The sequence below is a fragment of the Pseudomonas sp. 5C2 genome, assembly GCF_034314155.1.
Lineage (GTDB): Bacteria > Pseudomonadota > Gammaproteobacteria > Pseudomonadales > Pseudomonadaceae > Aquipseudomonas.
The window spans coordinates 1,575,931-1,597,732 of sequence record NZ_JAVIWH010000003.1; the positions used below are offsets into that span (position 1 = coordinate 1,575,931).

The 21,802-nt window shown below is 55.5% G+C and carries 12 protein-coding genes; 6 read left to right on the forward strand and 6 right to left on the reverse strand.

Translation table 11 applies throughout. The annotated features are described in order from the left end of the window. Positions 1-85 precede the first annotated feature (85 nt). Both RGU44_RS22010 and RGU44_RS22015 read right to left on the reverse strand, forming a co-directional pair. Positions 86-2,332, reverse strand: coding sequence for an autotransporter outer membrane beta-barrel domain-containing protein (locus tag RGU44_RS22010; RefSeq protein WP_322277925.1), 2,247 nt, complete (start codon positions 2,330-2,332; stop codon positions 86-88). A 165-nt stretch (positions 2,333-2,497) separates the two neighbouring features. After that, on the reverse strand, positions 2,498-5,038 hold the full coding sequence (locus tag RGU44_RS22015) for an autotransporter outer membrane beta-barrel domain-containing protein (RefSeq protein WP_322277926.1): 2,541 nt from the start codon (positions 5,036-5,038) through the stop codon (positions 2,498-2,500). 328 nt (positions 5,039-5,366) lie between these two features. Here RGU44_RS22015 and RGU44_RS22020 point away from each other — a divergent pair, with 328 nt between their 5' ends. The 6 genes from RGU44_RS22020 (at position 5,367) to RGU44_RS22045 (ending at position 14,477) form a co-directional block, all read left to right on the forward strand. Then, on the forward strand, positions 5,367-6,116 hold the full coding sequence (locus tag RGU44_RS22020; protein WP_322177511.1) for a hypothetical protein: 750 nt from the start codon (positions 5,367-5,369) through the stop codon (positions 6,114-6,116). A gap of 35 nt (positions 6,117-6,151) precedes the next feature. Beyond that, positions 6,152-8,107 carry a hypothetical protein gene (locus RGU44_RS22025; RefSeq protein WP_322277927.1) on the forward strand — a complete coding sequence of 652 codons (1,956 nt, stop codon included), beginning with the start codon at positions 6,152-6,154 and terminating at the stop codon, positions 8,105-8,107. A gap of 115 nt (positions 8,108-8,222) precedes the next feature. Continuing rightward, positions 8,223-9,440, forward strand: a complete 1,218-nt coding sequence (locus RGU44_RS22030) for a hypothetical protein (RefSeq protein ID WP_322277928.1) — start codon at positions 8,223-8,225, stop codon at positions 9,438-9,440. Between the two features lie 179 nt (positions 9,441-9,619). Then, on the forward strand, positions 9,620-12,028 hold the full coding sequence (locus RGU44_RS22035; protein WP_322277929.1) for a hypothetical protein: 2,409 nt from the start codon (positions 9,620-9,622) through the stop codon (positions 12,026-12,028). 265 nt (positions 12,029-12,293) lie between these two features. Then, complete coding sequence (locus RGU44_RS22040) at positions 12,294-13,514, forward strand: hypothetical protein (RefSeq protein ID WP_322277930.1); 1,221 nt, start codon at positions 12,294-12,296, stop codon at positions 13,512-13,514. Positions 13,515-13,640: 126 nt separating this feature from the next. Then, complete coding sequence (locus RGU44_RS22045; protein WP_322277931.1) at positions 13,641-14,477, forward strand: 23S rRNA (adenine(2030)-N(6))-methyltransferase RlmJ; 837 nt, start codon at positions 13,641-13,643, stop codon at positions 14,475-14,477. Positions 14,478-14,577: 100 nt separating this feature from the next. Here the strand turns inward: RGU44_RS22045 and msrA are convergent, their stop codons facing one another. The 4 genes from msrA to aceF all read right to left on the reverse strand — a co-directional run bounded on the left by msrA (position 14,578) and on the right by aceF (position 21,695). Continuing rightward, positions 14,578-15,225 carry a peptide-methionine (S)-S-oxide reductase MsrA gene (gene msrA / locus RGU44_RS22050; RefSeq protein WP_322277932.1) on the reverse strand — a complete coding sequence of 216 codons (648 nt, stop codon included), beginning with the start codon at positions 15,223-15,225 and terminating at the stop codon, positions 14,578-14,580. Between the two features lie 155 nt (positions 15,226-15,380). Continuing rightward, positions 15,381-18,074: a putative bifunctional diguanylate cyclase/phosphodiesterase gene (locus RGU44_RS22055; protein ID WP_322277933.1), complete on the reverse strand. Its 2,694-nt coding sequence runs from the start codon at positions 18,072-18,074 to the stop codon at positions 15,381-15,383. A gap of 270 nt (positions 18,075-18,344) precedes the next feature. Next, the gene (locus RGU44_RS22060; RefSeq protein WP_322277934.1) at positions 18,345-19,781 is read right to left on the reverse strand and encodes an alkaline phosphatase D family protein; all 1,437 of its coding nucleotides are present in this window, start codon (positions 19,779-19,781) and stop codon (positions 18,345-18,347) included. A gap of 237 nt (positions 19,782-20,018) precedes the next feature. After that, on the reverse strand, positions 20,019-21,695 hold the full coding sequence (aceF, locus tag RGU44_RS22065) for a dihydrolipoyllysine-residue acetyltransferase (RefSeq protein WP_322277935.1): 1,677 nt from the start codon (positions 21,693-21,695) through the stop codon (positions 20,019-20,021). Positions 21,696-21,802: the final 107 nt, after the last annotated feature.

Sequence of the window (21,802 nt, forward strand, 5' to 3'; positions counted from 1 at the left end):
CGTTTTCGGTGATCCGCCGCCTTCACCTCGCAGCAAAGGCGAGACCAAAAAAAGGGCCGTTAGGCCCCCTAAATGAAATCAATATTTACCAGCTGTAGCGCAGACCTACGTTCATGCACCACGGCTGCTCAATGTTGTTGCCCTTCATGTAGTCGAAGTCAGCATGCACTTGCAGTACATCGGTCAGTTGCGCAGCGATACCTGCGCCCAACTCGGCACGTGAACCTGACAGATCGTTAGTAAAACGATTGCCGTTAATGCTGACTTGATTGCTGCTGAGGAACTCACGCGCCGCCGCGACCTTCACGTACGGTTGTACAAAGCCGCCATCCGTCAGCGCGAATTTACGCCCCGCATGGGTACCGACCTTGGCCATTAGCGAATCGGCCTTGTTGCTGCTCGCTTGCATACCGTTGTCCAAGTCGTAGTCCTGGCCGCTGACCCACAGACCGGAGACCTGAGCGAAGGGTTCGATGAACCAGTCTTCATTGAGCTTTATGCGTTTGCCAGCTTCCACCGACACACCGATACCGTGGTTGGTGTACGTGCCTTTGGACTTCTCGCCGTCGCGCATCACTACGTCCGAAGAGTTTTGGAAGCGGTTGGCCTTGATCAGCGCATCGACGTAGAAACCATCGTCTGCCAGCCAGGTCGTGTAAGCCCCGATGTAGTAGCTGTCGACTTCGCCGGTGGTGCCTTCTTTCAAGTCGAGATCCGACTTGCTGTACCCGCCCATCAGGCCGGCCAGCCATTGCCCGTTACTGCTTGGCAACGGTGCGTCGGCGCCGAAGGAAATACCCTGCTGGACTTGCGAGTAAGAGACGCCGCCGCCGGCTGACAGTTTGTATTTGTTGCCATAGCTGCGCATCCAGCCGCCACCCTGATCGCCACCGTTGCGCAGTTCACCCATGCGACTGCGCAGGGTTGCGGACTCACCATACCAAACGGTAGGTGCCGCGCTGAACAATCCAATCACCGAGCGCGAACCGGCGGAAACTTCGCCGGTTTGCACCAATGACCAGTCGGTGCCGCCCGTGCTGTTTTCCTGCTGTTCCAGCTCATAGGCGAAGGTGCCGAAATCGACCTTGTCACCCACCAACGAAAACTGCACATCGCCGCTGCCGGTATGCACTATTTGCTGCGGATCAGCGCCTTCCAGCGGATCTATACCTGTGTTCTGTACGCGCAATTGATGACTGCCGGTTGCGCTGCCGGTGACATCGAGAAAATCACTCTTCTGCGCCGCCAGATCGGTGCCCAAGGCAAAGGTCCCCGAGCCATTCAGCTCGCCAACGGTCAGTGTCTGGAAGCCGTCTGAAGTACCGCGCAAGTCAACGGATCCTCCGTTCAGTTCGAGCTTGCCGACCGTGGAATTCCCTTCCATCAGCCATGTCGAGGAACCATCGATATTCAACGTCGTAGCGTTGTTGATAGCGCCAGTCAGGCTGGCATTGTTCGCCAAAGACAGGTGCGCGATCGAGTCACTGGTGACCAGAACATCGCCCATCAGTTGGCTGTCATTAATAGCGACATAGCCGGTTGCCGCATTATTAACTTCAAGGGCAATACCGTTACCACCGGACAGCGTCGAACCGTTGCGGATATCGATATGAACATCTTGATTGGCAGCCGCCGATCGGGTGATGACAATGGCGCTGCCTTCCAGGCCCACAACGGACGACTGATCGACTACCAGCGACGCAGGTCTTTCAGTTGCGCCGGTTGCATCACCCCAAATGACGACACCGTTATTATCGCCCGTGACCACACTGTTCTGATTGAATGAGGCGCTGGCACCGGCCACCACTACGCCCGCGCCACCGCTGACAAAACCATTGCCCGAAGCACCCGCGTGGCCTTCAACATGCGTATTGAACAGTTCAAGGGATGCACTGTCGGTAACGTTAATGCCTCGGTCCGTCCCCGAAACGAAGCTGTTGCTGATGTGTGCGCTGGAAGCCTGCTCAAACCCCGATAGCCGAATGCCGAAACTGCTGACGTCGGGCCGGGCGGGATCAGCCTCGGCGATGATGGTGCTGTTGTTGATAACGGCACGGCTGTTGTACAGCGCGATGGCAGGTTCACCCGTGGAAGTGACCCTGCCGCCGTCCATTTCGAGTCGGGAATCGGCGGTCGCATGGATACGTCCTGTTTCGCCCCCAGCCTTCACGATCAAATGTGAGTCCTGAAGATTGAACTCATAAACGGGGTCGCCATCTCGGATGACCACATTTTGCCCCGGCGGTACATCAATGGCGGCCTCGCACACGTTGGCCGTTATCACGCCCAATACCATAACCAGTTGCCCGGCTTGCCCTTTGAACCGCTTCATTGCCACGCCCACACCTTGAATAATCGAGGGGCGCCATTTGATAGAGAAGGACTATATAAAAAGATCAGGCATTTCAGCAGTTGCTGTAGGACTTTTCCTAAAAATATGAGCGGATATACTCAAAATCACGTAGGCAGCGTTTTGCAGATAGCGGGCCCGCCAGTATCACCAGGTATATCGCACACCCAAGTTGACTCCCCAAGGCTGTTCAATGTTATTGCCGTTGCTGTAATCAATGTCAGCGTGCAATTGCAGCACATTGGATAGTTGTGCCGCGATGCCAGCCCCCACTTCGCCTCGGCTACCGGAAAGGTCATCACTGAAGGTGGTGCGATTGACGCTGACCTCATTGCTCTTGGCAAACTCATGGGCCACCGCCAGTTTCACGTAGGGCTGAACGAAACCACCGGACCTCAACGCAATCGTTCGTCCTACATGAGTTCCTACTTTGCCAAGGAACGAGTCGGCTTTGTTACTTTTGGCTTCAAGTCCGTGGTCCAGGCCGTAATTCTCGCCCGTCACCCACAAGGCCGAACCCTGCAGATAGGGCTCGACGAACCAGCCGTCCGAGAAATCGAAGTGTCTGCCGGCCTCCACCGAGCCGCCTACGCCGTAGTTGCCGTAATCGCCCTTGGCCTTGACCCCGTCGCTCATGGTGACATCAGCTTTGTTTTGGAAGCGGTTGGCCTTGATGATTGCATCGATGTAATAGCCGTCATTCGCAAGCCAAGTAGTGTAAAGCCCGAGGTAATAACTGCTGACCCGGCCATTGGAACCCAGTTGCATGTTCAGATCAGAGTTGCTGTATCCCCCTAATACGCCAAGAAGCCAATGACCGTCGGTGGATATTGGCGTATCTGCGCCGAACGATATGCCTTGCTGAACTTGGCTGTAATGCACTTGATCAGCTGCGGAAACGTTGTACTTGTTGCCATACGTGCGGGCCCAGGCGCCGCCTTGCTCGTGGCCATTGCGTAACTCACCCATGCGGCTGCGCAGCGTGCTCAACTCGCCATACCACACCGTCGGCGCGGCACTGAATACGCCGATGACAGCCCGAGCACTTGGACTGATGATCGGGTCGCCCCCGCTGTCGCCCCCATCACCCCCATCACCCCCATCACTGCCATCACCGCCATCGCCAGTGGTCTCCTGGACCAGATACCAATCGGTGCCACGCTGCTGTAAACGGTAAACAAAAGTACCCGCATCAACTTGGCCACCCAACACAGTGAAGCTCGCTGTTCCGCTGCCGGTATGGACAACCTGCTGAGCATGATTTTCCTGGAGGGGTTCGACCCCCGTATTCTGAATGCTAAGCGAATGACTGCCACTGGCAGCGCCGGTGATGTTGACCAGATCACTTAGATGACCTGCAAGGTCGGTACCCAGCGCAAACGTGCCGCTTCCTGTCAGGCTCGATGCGGTCAAGGTTCGAAACGCACCCTTGCCGCCGCGCAAATTCACGGTCCCACCGTTCAAGGTCAGCGCCCCAACGGTCGAGTTGTTGACCATGTTGAATGTGGACGTAGTGTCAATCGAGAGGCTTTGCGCGCTGCTGACGGTGCCTGTCAAGCGGCCGCCATGGGTCAGCGTCAACGTGGCGGGCGTTTGAGCGTCTTGGACAATATCACCGGTCATCACACTGTTATCCAGACTCAGGCTGCTGATGTTGCTCATCGCGCCGGTAAACACAGAACCAGCAGCCATAGTGACTGATGCCGAAGATCCGGACGGCTCAACCACGTTCCCGGTAACCTGGCTGGCATTCATGTTCAGGCTGCTGATATTGCTCATGGTCCCGGTCAGCGTTGCGCCATTGCGCATCAAGACATCTGCGGTAGCGCCGGCCAACACCTGCACATCACCCACCAGTTGACTGTTATCAACGGTAAGTTGTGCCGCGGTCACCGAACCAACCGCTGATGTTGCAAGCCCAACTTCAAGCAGCACTCCATTCCCCGCCCTCATCGTGGAGCCGTTGAGCACTTCAATATTGGCACGCATCGGCGGGATGCCAATATTGCCTACAAGAATGGCACTGCCCGTACCGGATGTAAGGCTGGAACCATCGAGAACCAACGTTGGCGTCGCAGTTAAGGTTCTGTTGGAAAATAAGCCAGCCCCATGATTACTGCCCGTTGCCTGACTGCCCTGAAGGATGACTTCCCCCCCCACCAGCGAGATGCCAAGGCCGTCACCGGCAATTGATGCGCCTACAGCACCAGTGCCCGTGATTTGTGAATTAATCACCGTGGCGATACTTCCTCCCGAGACATTCAGGCCACGCCCGGCCGCAGAAATAATGCTGTTGGTGACCGTTGCGGTAGAACCCGGAACCGTGTCATCTGCTCCGCGCACAACGGACAGGCCGGTATTGCGGGTGGAAACAAGGGTCGAGTCAGTGATCGCTCCAATGCTGTTGGTTAACACCAGTGCGCTCAGTGAAGTGGCAGAAACAGTTGCACCATTGAGAACCACCGTTGACCCGGCTGTGGTGACGATGTCCAGTGTTTGCCCGCCTGGGGCTACCGTCAAACTGGCTGCGGTTAACGACCATTGTTGCGCCGGTTCCCCGTTATTCACGGTAACGGATCCACCTGGGGGCACATTGAGCCCCCACGCTTGCCCGCTTACAGTAATAACCGTTATGGCGACGATCCATTGGCCGCAGAACTGAAGATTGTAGCGATCGCTGATGTCCATTAATCCTCCCTGATCGTTAAGCAGTCAATGCCCAATGGCATGCTGCTGATCTCGTTTCCTACGTAGATCGAAATTGCGGCGCTACTCCCAAAAGCAATAACAACTTAGTAGTCCTATGGGTTTTATTCGTCAACAACTTGGTCGTCGTCTTGTTGATTTGGCTAGAGCTATTCGCAACAAATGCAATTGCTAAATAATATATGCAAGAACATCAGGGGGTTAGTTGATTTTTATGATTGCTGGTCGCCCAACCTGTCATTTATGACAGGTTACAGCGCTTAGTCTTTATGAATAACCTGAGCGTGCCTTCTGACATGGAGTCACGCAAATGGCACATTCTCACTCACGCAAAAAAATTAAAACTCGCGCTAACCTCCCGAGCCTGGAAGTCCCTGCTGCTTTGGAGGACGGACGGATTCCCCTCGATCGTTATGAAGAGGATCTTTTAGTGCGGATACCTCATTTCGCGGAAATGAAAGAGTCCGACATACTTAACCTTTATGACGGTGTCACCTCGCTGATCATGACCTATACCCTTAAAAAAGGAGAGGCTGAAGACCCTGATTTCAATGCGGAATTATTTATTCCTAAAGGGCGTTTTCCACCTGCCGGAGGCTTCACTGAATTAAGTCTGGATTATGAAATTATAGATCCTGTGACGGAAGACGGCGAACGCTCAGGGAAAACAGTGACCGTTGTATTCGACAGAGAATCCCCAGGTGGCACTTCGTTGACCGCGCTTTCTTTCACCGAAGAGCAAAAAGAAGGTATCACCGAAGAGGACTTGGTCGATGGCTACTTGCCGGTGACGGCCTATGCCTGGTACGGAATGGAAAAGGGTGATTTTATCACGCCTTGGCTAAGCGAACTCCCCGCCTCTGCTGACTCACAAGAGCTGTACCTGATTAAAAATGCAGAAATAGAAATAAGTACGGCCGGAACAAGGACGTCGCTAGGATTTCCTAAAGGTAGTTTCACGGCAGCCGCCGATTACTATTTTGGGTATCAAGTACGCGACAAGTTGGGTAACACTTCAGTGATCTCTAGCACGGTAAAAATTGCGGTTAACGTGGGTTAATTAATTAAACACTACTCATCAAGCAGGGTGTAATCATGACCATTATTCAAGCGTATGCGGGTGTAAAAAAAACTGCAGTCACTCTTGCGCCGTCCGCATTGCCCGCGCTCACGGTGCCGGCTGCTGATTCCCTGAGGGGGACTATTCCAATTGCATTGCTGACAGCCGATGTCGTTGTGAAAGTACCAAAATCCCCAGAGATGAAAAATACCGACTCTATTCAGCTTCTTAGGGATGGCGTCGCTTATGGCGCTCCTGTTGACTTGTCCTTGGTTGATCTTACCGATCCGTCACTTACTGAATTTGATCTTCTGATCAAAGTAGCGGATTTTCCGGCAAACGGAACGGACACGCGGGTTGTACTGAATTACCAAATTTACGACACCGCTTCCGAAGACGGTCAAACTACGTTATTGCCACTCACGGTCCGGTTTGACCGGCTCGCGCCAGGCGGTGATCAGTTACCACCCTTGCTATTTACCGAGGCCCAGCTTTCAGGTATTACCGTTAGCGACTTGGTGGACGGGCTTCTAAATATTGTCGTAGACCCCTTTTTCGACAGCGAAGCGGACGACCTTGTAGAACTGTGGCTGGGAACCAGCCCCACAACAGGTTCTTTTCTTTCGCCAACGTTCATGGTGACAGATCCTAAACGTCAACTGCCTGTCACCATTACCGAGGCCGATCTGAAAGCCACGGCCGATGGTAAAAAATATTTTAGCTATCGGGTAACCGACTGGGCTGGAAATGTCCGGAGTAATCCGGAATCTACCGCCATTGACGTATTCCTCAATCTGCCGGAATTACTTGCACCACTGGTGCCTGAAAACGATGACGGTCTGATTACCTACAACGATGCCGTGGCCGATGTCGGGGTGGTCATTCCGCACTACGACGGTGCCGTGGCAGGTGATTTTATTTACGTCATTTGGGGTGGCCGGACCATCAGTCCCTTCTCCGTGTCCGACCCAGTTCCACCTGCCCCCGATCCGATCGCGACCATTGCCGTACCCTACGACGTCGTAGCGGAAGTCGGAAACGGTCGGGATATCAAGGTCAGCTACTGGCTGCAGAGAACCGGTTCGCCTCGTGTCGACTCCCTTGTAGCCTTGGTCAATGTCGACTTGCGTACACCTGGCGGACCAAACCCAGACCCAGACCCAACGACGCCTGAGCATGAGAACATCAAACCCCCCAGCATCCAATGTGGGACCAGCCCGGTTAACACGATAAATCCCGGGAATTATGGGCAGAATGCAACCGCAACCATTCCCCGTGTAGGGGAAGACTTAAACGTCATCTGGACTATTGGCGATGTCATTCAATTGTACTGGGGCACAGTGTCTTTGCCTGAGATGCCATTTGTCACGGTCACCGCGCCGAACGAAGGGAGCAATATATTGATACCGGTACCTTTTGTTGCAGTTATCGGGGCCATAGGTGTCGGTGATATCAATGTCTATTTCACCGTCACAAGAAAGCTGGATGCTACTAACACCGTGACCGTTAAATCTAAAGTTCAGGTAGTCACGGTTGCGTCGAGTACTGAGCTTCCCGGTGATGGCGCTCCGCTAGCACGGGGTATTTTTCCGGAAGCAAACGCCAGCAATATTATTACCCGGGCCGCCGGCCTAAACGGCACGACTTTCCGTATTACCTTGTCGGGGGTAAGCAATATAGACATCGGTAGGTCGCCCGTCCTAAGTTATAACTTTGTGGGCGTCAGCAGCGTGGACGCAACAGATCCAGCTGCCCCGCCCATTGAAGCGTCGAGATTGAAGTCGGATGACGTGCCCATTACTCAGGCGATGCTGGCGGCCGGTTATTACGAGGTTGCGCTGCCGTACTCGTTGATCTACTTGATTTGCCGGAACGGTGCGATTCTCGACTACAGCATCAGCAATGATCGCGGCAGAACTAACGGGCTCCAGAAGTTTGTCCGGTTTGCCATGAACGAGGCCGGAGGCAGTTGTTCGATCCCCTTACTTTAGGGCTATAGCAGGGGGATGGCTTATTTCGGCTAAGCGGTAGAAATGAGTCCTCCTCCTCTGCTACTTCAGAACATGAAGCGTTAGACGATTAACGCATCCTCAAGGACGAACCACCATGAGTGCATTAACCGCAGCACAAGAAAAAACCACCGACGCGTTCGCTTCGGCAACCAAGGACTCCTCGTTGATGGCCCTCAACAGCCTCGCACCCACGCAAAATACTGATTACCCCAAACCGCATGTGCAAGAAGCCCCTTCGGATACTCTGGACCCGCTGCTGGGTAACCCGTCCGGGGTGCATGTCGAGGTGGCTTATCCATCAATGAGGTCGTCCGACATCATTGGCTTGTTCTTTAACGGCAACGACACCTTTGCGGTGCAAAACGGCAGTGTGTTTGGCACGGTGACGTTCCTGGCTCCCGTCGCCGATGTCACCCTCGCGGTGGGCAAAACCATTCAGGTCATCTATGCCGTGGTCCGTCCGGATGGGGTGATCCTGTCCGAGATTCTGAACCTGATCGTGCAACCGATCGCGGCAGACAAACTGCCCACCCCGCAGATCACTCAGGCCTCGGAGGGCGTGCTGGACTTGACGACGTTTGACGGGGATGCCGATGTGACGGTTGAGGCCTGGCCGTTGATTGCGGTGGGGCAAACGGTTTGGTTGACGGTTACAGGGCCGGGTGGGGTACCGATTTGGAAGTTGTTGGAGGGGTATGCGATTACGGCAGCGGATGTGACTAATGGGATTGGTCGGGTTATTGCGCGAGGGGAGTTGGATAGGCTTGAGGAAGGAGGGGAGTTGAGGGTGGTTTTTAAGGTTGGGTTTGAGTGGGGGAGTGATGAGTCGATAGCTGTTGGATTTCCGATTTCAATTTTTAATATAAGTCTGAACTGGCGTATAGAAATCGAAAATTTCGAAACTGCAATTCACAATGAAACTATCCCGGCCGGAGGCGTTAGGCAATTCCCGGCACTAACTATTTTAGCCAGAACCGAAGTTAAAATCGTAAATGCGGGCTATAGCCCTTGGGCAACAAATTATATGGTTTGGATGCTTGGCGGCACAGTAGAGTTCAGACTTGCAACACCCGCCGAGCGCGTGGTTTTTGGAATCTACTCTGATTCAGTCGGTACGATAACAATCAATTATCTTGATGTGCAGGGACTGTCGTTGTCTGTGTACCAGTTTGGTGGCGTGCTTGGTAAATGGGTCGAGTATACTTGTGATTCTGGCAAGAAAATATACACTATATCTGTAATTTATAGCCGCGGTGATCGCGGTGCAATAGTCATGGATAATTTTTCCATAGCGCACCGACCCGCGGCATGAGTCAATGGGACTGATTCATCAGCGAAAGAATAAGGCAGTTTGATTTATTCATATGATTGGTTGCGGAAGTTGGGGTCAAGTTTTCAGTAGCGCGTTGAAACTAAATCAAACCCTTCCCGCTTCGTCAGAGCGTAACGTTCTGACAGTCTATCTAAAGTTAAACATTAAGGACGGCAACCATGAACATCGACGATCTCGGCCCTCTGGTCTTCAGTGACTTCAACGACTCCGACGAAAACCCCCGCCGCGGCCTGGGGTATCACCAACTCTATGACCCCAGCAAGAGAATCGGACTGACCGCCAAACTCCCTGACGTCACGCGCGTGGGCGACACCATCACGCTGTACTGGAATAACAACGACGTGCAGCAGTACAACCTCGATCAGCCGACCATCGACCAGGGCTGGCTGAGTTTCAGCGTGGGCACTGTCCTTGTTCAGGACCCCGGCGCCGAAGTGTATTACACACTGTTTGACAACCAGGCCGGGGACTTGCAGACATCGCCCACGCGCACCGTCGCGGTCAGCCGCCTATCGCCGGGGGATTTGGACCCCGATACCTCGACCGCCATCAACGAAAATCTGGTGGCCTGCACGGTCAGCCCTGATCCGGTAAATAACCCAGCTGCCGCTGTCATCGTCACCGTGCCTGCATGGGCTTATCAAGAAGTAGGCGATGAACTGACTGTGATGTGGAACAACCTGCGCGTGATCCATCCGGCGCTGACAACGTTAGGGCCGCAAAACGTCGTGGTCCCCCCAGAGACGCTCGAAGCGGGCGGCAGCAGTGACATGCTGCTGGTCAATTATGAAGTCCGCGACATTGTGGATAACTACTCGTTGGTGTCACCGTCAACTTATGTGCGGGTTGAGATTGATCCAGATGCGTTGGCTTCCCCTCGGGTTAATGAGGCCGACCGCGTTACGTTGATCCTCAATCTGGAAGCGCTCGGCGATGCTGATGCGCATGTGGCGATTCCTTCTTACACCGGCAACGGAAAAGCCTACACCGTCACCCTCGACTGGGTAGGCAAAACACCGACCGCCGACATCAGCCTGACCCTTGCACCAGTGACAGTCGACGATCCCGGCTTCGATCACGCGACCTTCACCATCCCCAACGCCCACCTGAAACTCATCGCGGGCGGCTCTGCGGTGGTGCGTTACAGCCTCAGCCAAACAGGCGCTACGCCAGATAAACAATCAAAAACCACCACCATCACCCTCACTGGCTTGCCAGTTCAGCTCGCCCTGGCCGTCGTCAAAGAAGCTGGCGGCACCACCACCATCGACCTCGCCCTGATCATCGGCGACAGCGCAACGGTAACTATCGCCGCCTATTCCGGCCAAAGCGTCGGCGACAAAATCGTCGTCAACTGGAAGGGCACCAGCGCTTTAGGCGACCCGGTCAACTACAGCAGCAGTACCGTCATCGTAGTGGGAGGCGAACTGAAAGAAATCACCTTCAACGTCCCGAGGGCCTACGCCGATCAACTGGCAGGCGGCGCGCTGGAGTTGAGTTACCAAGTGGTGTTCAGCGCGACGGGCAGCACACAGAACTCGCCGATTGCAGGGTATACGGTCATCGGAACGCCCCTCCAATTGGCACCGCCTGCGGTGGATGAGGCCAATGGCGCGCTCATTGATCCCGGCACAGTGACCTTGGCGGCGACAGTACGTATCAAGCCTTACAACGGCAAGGATTTTGGCGACATCATTTACCTGCGCTGGGAGGGCAGAACTCAGACCGGAACCTCGCTCGTTCACACCGATGAGTACAGCGTAGGGCAAAATGAGAGCAACACAGACGTCACCTTCCTCGTTGATAAAAGCCATCTTGACCTACTGATCAATGGCACGCTGGCCGTGAGCTATCGCGTGCTGTCAGCGACAACTGAAAACACCCAGCCCTCAAGTGCGGCCACCTACACGGTAGGCACCAGTATCCTGCTGCTTATGCCGGCGGTGGATAACGCACCAGGCGATGTTTTCGACCCCGCTAAGTACCCACAGGGCACATCTGTACATGTAGACGGTCAGGCCATTTCATTGAAGCGACTGGACACCGTCACGATTTACTGGACAGGTGCCACCGCAGACGGCACAGCCTCGCGGGATTTCAGAGCCGCCACCGACAACCAAATGCTCACATGGCCCATAACGACTGCATTGATTGGCTTTAGCCGAGACGCAAGTGTCGATGTGTTTTACGAGGTGCTTCGCAGCGCAGGCGGCCAGTCCAAATCGTTCACCAGAACATTAAGCATTCTGGGCGATGCGGTTCCTGGCGAGATTACCGACGACTTTTCGATCCATACCGGGGACTTGATAACCGTCGGAGGGTCGGTCACTACGCCCCACATGACCATTCGGTTTTTATCCGGGACAGGGCAGGCGGGTTTTGCTCCCGGCTACATACTGCCTCCAGAGGCCGCCGACTATTTCGTCGGCACAGTGCTACAACTCGGTTATGCCGCCTCAGGCAACCAAACCCTTGAACTTGAACTGAATGTCGAATGCCGCGTAGTGAACTGCGATGTCCACGGCGTAGAGACCGGTAGCACGGCCATTCGGTATCTGGATGCATAAACTAGAGCTTCATGCAGAGGTGCTGCCCAAGGCCAGCAATCAACATTTGCACTATGAAAGCCTTGGCAAGCCTATTCGTTACATAGAAATCGTGAATCAAAACAAAGACTGGACGCTGTGGGATAACTTTGTAATGCAAGTCTGATCGCCCATTGGGGACGGATCGATTTTCGGTGCAAGTCCGAAACTGAATCATTCCCCTAACTCGGAGCAGGCCATGTCATGCGCGTGCCTGCCAGCTTCACCCACATCAAGGAAGAACGCCATGAGTGTATTAACTGCGGCACAGGAAATAGAAATCTCCGACGCGTTTGCCTCGGCAACCAAGAGCGCGTTGTCGACGGTCCTCAACAGCCTCGCGCCCACGCAAAATGCTGATTACCCCAAACCGCATGTGCAAGAAGCCCCTTCGGATTCCCTGGACCCGCTTTTGGGTAACCCTTCCGGGGTGAATGTCGAGGTGGTTTATCCATCAATGACGTCGTCCGACTTCATTGGCTTGTCCTTCAATGGCAACGACACTTTCGAGGTAAAAAATGGCAGCCTGTTTGGAAAGGTAACGTTTCTGGTCCCCGTCGCCGATGTGACTCTCGCGGTGGGCAAAACCATTCAGGTCATCTATGCCGTGGTCCGTCCGGATGGGGTGATCCTGTCCGAGATTCTGAACCTGATCGTGCAACCGATCGCGGCAGACAAACTGCCCACCCCGCAGATCACTCAGGTCTCGGAGGACGTACTGGATTTGACAACGTTTGACGGGGGAGGCGATGTAACCGTTGAGGCCTGGCCGTTGATAGCGGTAGGGCAGACGGTATGGCTGACACTCATTGGTACGATGGTGGATGGCTCCAGGTTCCAACTAAATCTGCTGGATGGATATATTATTGGTCAACAAGAGATCTTGAATGGCATTGCGCTGAATATCCCTCAGGTTGACTTGGAGCGATTGAAAGACTCCAGTGAGCTTACCCTGACTATTGAAGTTGGATTTGGCAAATCTCCCTCGCAGCATGATGCAATGTCTTTCCCTGTGCTTCGATTGAAGGTAAGTGCGCAGTTAGAGACGTTTGAGTTCATTCCTGTACAAAGTACGTCCCTTGGGGGGAGTATTGACACCCCTTTCCTGGAGATCGCACTCGTCTCGGGGAGCACCAGCGCAATTGTGAGCGTTGTTTGCTATCCCCCTGCGGCACCTCGGGACATTTGGTATCTCCATTACAACGACAATGAAAGCCCTCCTGCGGTATTTGCGATGGAACTCAGATTGAAGTCAACGTACGCGAAAGTTAGTTTTCGGTGGTACGGACAAGCGAGCCTCTTCGAAGCGTACGATAAAAATCGAATACTATTATCTAGTCAGCGACACCCAAGCGTAGGCCCCAAACCGATAGATATTTCTTTCTCAAATGTTGGGCTGAACGTTATCAAAATATTTCCGGACCATACCGGCGGAAGTATTATAGAAATAATAAAACTAACTAGATAATAACGACACCTTGACCGGTGACCTGCAGGAGTCACCCAAACGCACCATTTCGGGCAGCGATAATCGCCGAGCAATTTGGACCCTTCCAGCACAGCTGCTAAACTCCGCTCCCTTCCAGGAGCCGCCATGAATTACCGTCACGCCTTCCACGCAGGCAACCATGCCGACGTGTTCAAACACCTGATCCTGACTCGCTTGATCGCCCTGATGGCGCGCAAGGAGCAGCCGTTCGCCTACATCGACAGTCACGCCGGGATTGGTCTGTATGACCTCAAGGGCGATCAGGCCACCCGCACGGGCGAATGGCTCGAGGGCATTGCGCGCTTGTGGGACGCGCCGGACCTGCCTGCGCTGGCGGCCGATTACCTGCAAGTGCTGCACGACATGAACCCCGACGGCGAGCTGCGTTATTACCCAGGTTCTCCGGAAATTGCCCGTCGCCTGACCCGCGAGCGTGAGCGCATTCTGCTCAATGAGAAGCACCCCGAAGACGGGCGACTGCTTAAAGAGAACATGAAGGGTGATCGCCGCGTTGCGGTGCATTTGGGTGAGGGTTGGCACGTGCCGCGTGCGCTGCTGCCAGTGGCGGAAAAACGTGGGCTGTTGCTGATCGACCCGCCGTTCGAACAACTCGACGAAATGAAGCGCTGCGCCGTGGCCCTGAAAGAAGCCATCGGCCGCATGCGTCAGACCGTGACCGCGATCTGGTACCCGATCAAGGATCAGCGTCTGTTGAAACGCTTCTATCAAGACCTGGCCGAAACCGGTGCGCCGAAGTTGTTGCGAGTAGAATTATTCGTGCACCCGCTGGACACCCCGCAAAGCTTGAATGGCTCTGGCCTGGCCATCGCTAACCCGCCTTGGGGTCTGGAAGAGGAGCTGCGCGAGCTGATGCCATGGCTGGCCAAGACCTTGGGGCAAACCCAAGGTGATTGGCGCATGGATTGGTTGATCGCGGAGTAAGTTGGGTGCCAGATTAATCTTCGGTGATTGATCTGGCCTCTTCGCAGGCAAGCCTGCTCCCACAGGATGAACTGCGCCCACAGTTAGCTAGACACTTGACTCAAGCCGGCAAACAAACCCCCGTCCCGCCCAGTCCACAATACCCAGCCGGGTTCTTCGCCAGGTATTGCTGGTGGTACGCCTCAGCGTAGTAGAAGGTCGGTGCTTCTTCGATTTCAGTTGTGATCTGGCCCAGGCCAGCTTTGTTCAGTTCGGCCTGGAATGCTTCCTTGCTCGCTTGGGCCGCTTTGAGTTGGGCTTCGTTGGTGCAATAGATAACCGAGCGATATTGCGTGCCGATGTCGCCGCCCTGGCGCATGCCCTGAGTCGGGTTGTGCGCTTCCCAGAACACTTTCAACAGCGCGTCATAGGTGGTGTGTTCGGTGTCGTAGACTACCAGAACGACTTCGCTGTGGCCGGTCAGGCCCGAGCAGACTTCTTCGTAGGTCGGGTTGGGCGTCATGCCTCCGGCGTAACCGACTGCCGTGCTGTACACGCCCGGTTGCTGCCATAGACGGCGTTCAGCACCCCAGAAACAGCCCATCCCAAAAATCGCAAAATCCACGGTGCCAGGAAACGGGCCGAGCAACGGGTTGCCGTTGACGAAATGCTTTTCCGGCACGGTCATGTGCGTTTCACGGCCTGGCAGTGCCTGCGAGGCGGTAGGCAGTTCATTTTTGTTCACGAGTATCTCCGAGCGCAAAACCATGAGCCAAATCCTCTGAATAGATCGAGACAACGGATAAGCATTGTCAGTCAGGGCTTCTGATTAATAGAGGGTGAGTGACGATAGACCGACAGTTTGCCCGACTGTTCAGGGTCGAGGGAAGGGGCGGGACACGCGTAGGGAGAGGCGCGCTGATGTCAGACCAGAGGGCCGCGAGGGTAACGTCGGAGCTTGTCGATCAGCTCCAGCCCTGGAATCGGCCGGTCAAACAGATAGCCTTGACCGACGTCGCATCGATGGCGACGCAGGAACGCCAGTTGTTCGGCGGTTTCGACACCTTCGGCCACGACCGTGAGTTTAAGGTTGTGGGCCATGGCGATCACCGCTGAGGTGATTTCCATGTCGTCCTGATTATCCGGAATGTCGCGGATGAAGCTGCGATCGATCTTGATGACGTCAATCGGGAATTTTTTCAGGTAGCTGAGGGAAGAGTAACCGGTGCCGAAGTCATCCATGGCCAGGGTCAGCCCGAGACTTTTCAGGGAATCGAGTTGTTGTCGGGTGTCCTCGGTCGCTTCCAGCAGCAAACCTTCGGTGAGTTCAAGCTCCAGCAAGGGGGCTGGCAGACGTTCTTCCTTGAGGATGCTGGCAATCGAAGACACCAGGTCCGGGTCGGAAAACTGCTTGGGTGACAGGTTGATCGCAACGTGCAAGAGCCCCAGCCCGGCGGCGGTCAGTTGTTTGCTCATGCGGCACGCTTCACGCGCGACCCATTTACCAATGGGGATGATCAGGCCGGTTTCTTCTGCAACGCTGATGAACTGGTCCGGGCGAATCATGCCTTTTTCCGGGTGACTCCAGCGCAACAGCGCTTCCATCCCCAGCAACCTTCCGCTGCGCAGGCACAGCTTGGGTTGGTAGAACACTTCCAGCTCGTTTTGGGTCAAGGCGCGTCGCAGGTTGTTCTCGACGAACAGCTTATAGCTGGCCTCGGCGTTGAGGGCTTCTGTGAACACTTGCACCTGATGTTTGCCGTTGGCCTTGGCCTTGTGCAGAGCCAAGCCGGCGTTCTTCATCAGGGTTTGCGGATCGCGGCCGTGCAGTGGCGCGCAGGCGAGGCCCACGGAGCCGGTGACGCTGATCAACTGGTTGTCGACGAACATCGGTTTATCCAGGGTCTTGAGTACCTGAATGGCGATCTGCTGGCCGGCGTCGAGGTCGGTGTCATCCAACAGAACGGCAAACTCGTTACTGGCAAATCGCGCCAGACTGCTGCTGGGGCTCAGGCTGTTCCGCAGGCGCCGGGCAAGGCTGATCAGCAGTTTGTCGCCAGTCTGATGGCCAAGGCTGTCGTTGATGCGTTTGAAGTTGTCGATGTCCACCAGCAACAGGCTGATGGGCGTGTCGCTGTCACGGGCAAAGCGCTCATCAAGGTTGCGAATGAACGCCGGCCGGTTGCCCAGGCTGGTGAGGTTGTCGGTGTAGGCCAGGCGTTCGATGCGCTGTTGTGCGAGCTTGGTCTGGGTGATGTCTTCGTAAATGCCGATGTAATGAGTCAACTCACGATTGTCGCCATACACCTTGGAGATCGAAAGCTGACCCCAATAGGGTTCCAGATTTTTGCGACGGCTCTTGAACTCGCCTTGCCAGCTGTTGCTTTTGGCGAGGCTGGAGTTGGCGTCGAGCAGCAATTCGTTGAGGTTTTCCAGCGCTGTCAGATCTGACAGCCGGTGGCCGTGGACCTCTTCGGTGGTGTATTGGGTGATCGCGGTGAAGCTCGGGTTGACGTATTCAACCACCCCGTCGCAATTGACCAGCAAGAAGGCGTTGGCGCTTTGTTCCACGGCGCGCTGGAACAAATGCAAGGCGCTGGTGGCGGTGCGTCGGTTGTGGTTGTTGAGAACCTGCGCGAATTGATCGGCCAACTCGCCGGCAAAGGTTATTTCATCGGCCTGCCAGGCGCGCGGGGTGCCAGTCTGTTCCAGGCACAGCACACCGACGACATTGCCATCGACACGGATACTGGCATCGAGCATCGCATTGATGTCCCGAGGCTTCAGGCTTTCGGCCATCTCGCGGGTGCGCGGGTCTAGTGATACGTCATTGGCATCAATGGCGCGGCCGGTGTGCAGGGCACCGAGGTAGCTCGGGAACAGGCTGGCGTCGATGGGTTGTGGCAGCAGGCAGTCGCCAGTGTCGCGATTGAACGCGGCAATCGGCTCCAGGCGCTGGTCGTTGAGGTTCCAGATGCTGGCGCAGGCGATGTCGTAGATTTCACAGGCGCTTTGAGTGATCAGCTGGGCCGCTTCCTGCACTGAGTTTTGGCTGCTGTAGCGATGACGGGCCAGGCGCAGGATCAGGCTTTGCTGAGCGCGAACACGCTCCAGATGCAGCAGTTGCTCATGCTGGGCACGCTGGTTGAGCTCAAGGGCAATTTGCAGGCGGTTGTTCTGGTTTTCCAGATCCGGGTCTGATGCAGGGCCGCTGTCACCGAGCAGGCCTTGGACCACGATGATGTAGCCGCGTAGCAGGTGGCGGTTATGCTGCTTAAAGCCCTCACCCATCTCCAGCAGGCTGATCGGGCCAACGGCAGTGTGCAGCGTATAGCGGATCAGATAGAACGGGCTGTTGGCCAATTGCAGCTGGATGTCGTCATGCATCTGATAGCGCGCTTCGGGCTCCATCAGGCTGGCATAAGGCGAGCCAACGAGGGAGCAAAGGTCTACCGCGGGCAGGCCAAACTGCTTTTCGCAATTGGGATCGAGGTACAGCAGCGCCCAGCTAGCGTCATTCAGCCGTTCGAAACGCAACATACCGAGCCGCGAGGGCACCGGTAATTGCGTGACTACCTCGACCGCGGTTCGACCGACGGCATCGGGTTGGCTTTTCATTAACAAACTCGCTTCCAGAATGCTGATCGCGCCCGGGCTTGCGCCCTCTTTTTTGTCGCGTGCGCCAAGGTTGCATCATGCAGCTCAGGCTGACAAGGGAGGGCAGTGGCTTAGTGCTATAAATCGTACCGATTGGCGTATTGATCTGCAGTATTTCCCGGGACTTTCGGGGTGTGCCTGGCTTGGGGCTTCGCATGCAAGCCCTTACCCACAAGCTCTGCGCTGGATTGTGGGTACCGGCTGGCCTGCAAAGAGGATAGACGCGGTCTGTTAGTCCAATGTAATGACGACAGGCTGTTTTTCCAGGGTTTGGCCATTTTTGCCAAAGAATTGCACCTGAACTTCTTTTTCATTCGCGCTCACATAGGCAAAGTTGTCTTCGCTGTGAACGTTGCTGATGAGTTGGCTGTTGTAAGCACCGTCGTTCACGATGCTCACCAGCCCATTCAGTATGAAGTCCGATTCATAGGAGTAAGCATACGTCGCCAACAGCGGGATTTTGTACAGCGGCGAAGACACGATGGTGTGCACGCTAAAGTCGGGGTCGGCCGAATGGGTCAGTTTACTGATCAGCGAACAATGAACGTCGCCGGAAACGAATACGACGTTCTGGATTTTATTGAAGCGAATGTAGTCGAGGATCTGGTTGCGTTGTTCCGGGAACGACTTCCAGCTGTCGCCATGGTCTGACTGGAGGTCCGGGTAAAACATGACCGGCGTAACCACGAACTTGACTCGCGCCTCACTGGTTTTCAACCTGTCGAGCAGGGCGGCCATTTGCACCGTGCCAATCATTTCGGGTGGTATGGTGTGCAATTTGCGCTCGGTTCGGACGTCCATGACAAACCAGTCTGATACGCCGTTGGTGACGGTGTACCAAAACTTCTTCGGGATGACCGCGCCGGAAATGTCTCCGCTCTCCCTGGCGTCGTACAGGGGGCTGTGGCTGCACTGGTAGATGCTGTACGCCTTGATGGCTGCAGGGTAGAGCGTTTCTATGTCCTGAGGGGTGGCCTTGGCGGGCCAGTTGTCCTCGATCTCATGGTCGTCGAGGATCATGTAGGTGGGTACGTTGTTCATCATTTTGCCGATACCTTCCTGGCTGAACGCGACCCGGTAGCGGCTGAGGAAATCTTCCAGCGCCGCTGCCGGGTTGATCAGGTTGAGGTCGTCGGCATAGATCTGATCACCCACCATGAACACGGCATCAATGGGCATTTTCTTTCGGGTGACTTTGTCGAACATCACTTTGAACATTTGGTCGCCCAGATCCGGCCATAGGCCCATTCCATCACTGCCCCTCAAAGTATGGATATAACGGCAGGAGCCGACGATGAAGTTGCGCTCGGCTTTTGGATTGCGGGTGGCCGTTTTGAAGACATAGGTGCTGCTGGGCCACTTCAGTTTGCCGCTGCTTTGCAGGGCGACATTGTCCAGGGTTGTTTCAGCGCTGAACCAGCCTGCTTGATAGTCATAGACCGTGTTGTCATCGAGGCCATCGAGGATCATGACCGCCGTCATGTCGTTGTAAGGCATCAGTTGGTTGAACACAGGTTCAGACCAGTCAGGATTGTGACTGACTCGGTAACGTGCAACGCTGAAATGAGGGGTTTGCGACTCGCTTTTTTTGCTGCGAAGAAATATCCGGCATTGTTGCGAGGTGGTGTGGCCAACGATAGGGCCGACAGTGGGCTTGAGTATTTCCATGATTGAATCCGTTCAAATCAAATTGGGTGTGTAGTGCCTCATTGATTTTAGGGTGGACAGGAAAAAAATCGCTTCATGAAGGGCTACAGCGTTTGCGGCTGCTGACGATGCGTGCTGTAGGAAAAGCGGTTCGGCGGACAAAAAAAAGCCCCGCCAAGCTGGCGGGGTTGAGGTACGAGCGTGGCAGCTCGGAAAACAGTGCTCGGCAGGCCCGGGGAAACGGGCCTGCCGGCTTTTTTACAGGAGCATCGTGCGGATATCCCCAAGCAGCTCGCTTAAGCGCTTGGTGAAGCGCGCAGCCGCAGCGCCGTTGATCACGCGGTGATCATAGGACAGCGAGAGTGGCAGCATCAGTTTCGGCTGGAAGGCTTTACCGTCCCAGACTGGCTGGATAGTGGCCTTGGACACGCCAAGGATCGCCACTTCCGGTGCGTTGACGATCGGCGTGAAGCCGGTGCCGCCAATGTGGCCGAGGCTGGAGATCGTGAAGCAGGCGCCTTGCATGTCATCGGCGGAGAGCTTTTTGGCGCGCGCTTTTTCTGCCAGAGCGGCAGCTTCAGCGGCCAGTTGCAGGAGGCTCTTCTGATCGACGTTCTTGATGACCGGGACCAGCAGACCTTCCGGTGTGTCCACGGCGAAGCCGATGTTCACGTACTTCTTGCGGATGATCGCTTTGCCGCTTGGCGCCAACGAGCTGTTGAAGTCCGGCAGTTCCTTGAGCAAATGCGCAGCGGCCTTGAGCAGCAGTGGCAGGACGGTCAGCTTGACGCCAGCCTTCTCTGCGACGGCTTTCTGAGCGATGCGGAAAGCTTCCAGTTCGGTGATGTCGGCCTGGTCGAACTGAGTCACGTGCGGAATGTTCAGCCAGCTGCGGTGCAGGCTTGACGCGCCGAGTTGCATCAGGCGAGTCATCGGCACTTCTTCGGTTTCGCCATAACGGCTGAAATCGACTTCCGGGATCGGCGGGATACCCGCGCCCCCGGTAGCGCCGCCGGCCGGTGCTTCCTTGGCCTTCTGCATCATGGCTTTGACGTAAACCTGCACGTCTTCTTTGAGCACGCGACCGTGTGGGCCGGTTGAGCCAACCGCACTCAGTTCTACCCCGAATTCACGGGCCAGTTGGCGAACTGCCGGGCCTGCGTGAACCTTGGCGCCGTCTTTCGCGGGTGCCACGGCGGCTGGAGCAGCGGCTTCGGCTTTTGGTGCCGACGCTGCTGCCGGTACGGCCGCTTCGGTTGGAGCTGGTGCAGCCGCCTGAGCCTGAGCCGGTGCTGCGGCTGGAGCTGCAGCGCCCGCCACTTTCAATTTCAGGATCAGGTCGCCGGTGCCGACTTCCTGGTCCAGCTTGACGCTGATGCTTTCGACCACGCCAGCAGCGGGCGAAGGAATTTCCATGCTGGCTTTGTCGGATTCGAGCGTGATCAGCGATTGATCAGCGACGATGGTGTCCCCGACCTTGACCATCAATTCGATGATCTTGGCTTTGCCCGACGAACCGATGTCCGGAACATGGATGTCCTGGACCGTTTCGCTGGCCGCGGCCGCGGGTGCAGCAACCGGTGCCTGGGCGGCGGCAGGCGCCGCTTTTTCTGGCGTGGCAGCGGCTGGTGCGGTCGCAGCGGGAGCCGCTTGTGCAGGAGCAGCCGCGTCGCCTTCGACTTCCAGTTCGAACAACTCGTCGCCTTCGACTTCCAGTTCGAACAACTCGTCGCCTTCTTTCAGGCGGTCGCCGAGCTTCACTTTCATGCTTTTGATGACACCGGCTTTAGGCGCAGGGATTTCCATGCTTGCCTTGTCCGACTCCAGCGTCAGGATGCTCTGATCGGCTTCGATACGATCGCCGACCTTGACCATCAACTCAATGACTTCACCTTCACCGTTGCCGATGTCGGGTACTCGAATTAGCTCACTCACAATCTCTCTCCTTCGGAGAACCTGTTCACTCTCGACTGCACTGGTTTCAGTTGAGACGAAAACAGCGTTGGGTGCTCATTTACCGATGTAAATTCCGCACCCTCTGC